At 59.6% G+C, this 641-nt stretch carries 2 pseudogenes; both read left to right on the top strand.

Annotation, left to right across the window (positions count from 1 at the left end):
• Window positions 1-426 (top strand): annotated as a pseudogene (locus WA367_RS18130) (DUF305 domain-containing protein); the annotation flags it as partial.
• A gap of 26 nt (window positions 427-452) precedes the next feature.
• A pseudogene (locus WA367_RS18125) lies at window positions 453-641 on the top strand (glutaredoxin); the annotation flags it as partial.

Below are 641 nucleotides of genomic sequence, written 5' to 3'. Positions count from 1 at the left end.
GCCGATGGAAATGTGGTGAAAGAGATCTATGAGGATCCGGCACCTGAACCTGGCAGCGTTGAGGATGCCTTGAACAAGGTGATGATCTCCTCTCTGGATCTTGCGCCAATGTCCAAGGAAGAAGCCGACAAGGTGCTGCAGCCGGGTGAACGCTGCACCTTCCGCCGAAGCCAAGAGAGCGATCCCATCCTCTGGGCGGCTCGTGATGGCAGCGGCGCCGCAGCGAAACTGAACGGTGTGCTTGTTGAACTCGAGAGCCCGGCTGATCCGGCGGCCGCAAGCGCGCAGTTCACCACCGAAGGGATGACTGTCGCGGTTGGTCCCTTCGACGAGGAGGACGACCCGCGCAAGGAAGCTGAACTTGTCTTCGAACTCGATGAAGGCCTGAAGGTCGGCTACACTGGCTACTACGCCTGCTCGCGGTAACTGCACCGCAGACCGGAGGTTATCTCATGGCAATCCAGGAAAAGACGAAAACGGCGGATCTCTACCGAATGGTCATGCCCGACCATGTGTGCCCCTACGGGCTGAAGTCCAAGGACCTGCTTGAACGCAACGGTTACACGGTGCAGGACCACCATCTGACGACGCGCGAAGAGACGGACCGCTTCAAGAAGGAGCACGGGGTGGAAACCACGCCG

Source organism: Nitratireductor sp. CH_MIT9313-5 (assembly GCF_037029545.1).
In the GTDB taxonomy this organism is placed as follows: domain Bacteria; phylum Pseudomonadota; class Alphaproteobacteria; order Rhizobiales; family Rhizobiaceae; genus Chelativorans.
Note: the sequence above shows the minus strand (reverse complement) of the source record. Positions and strands in the feature narration are given on the sequence as shown.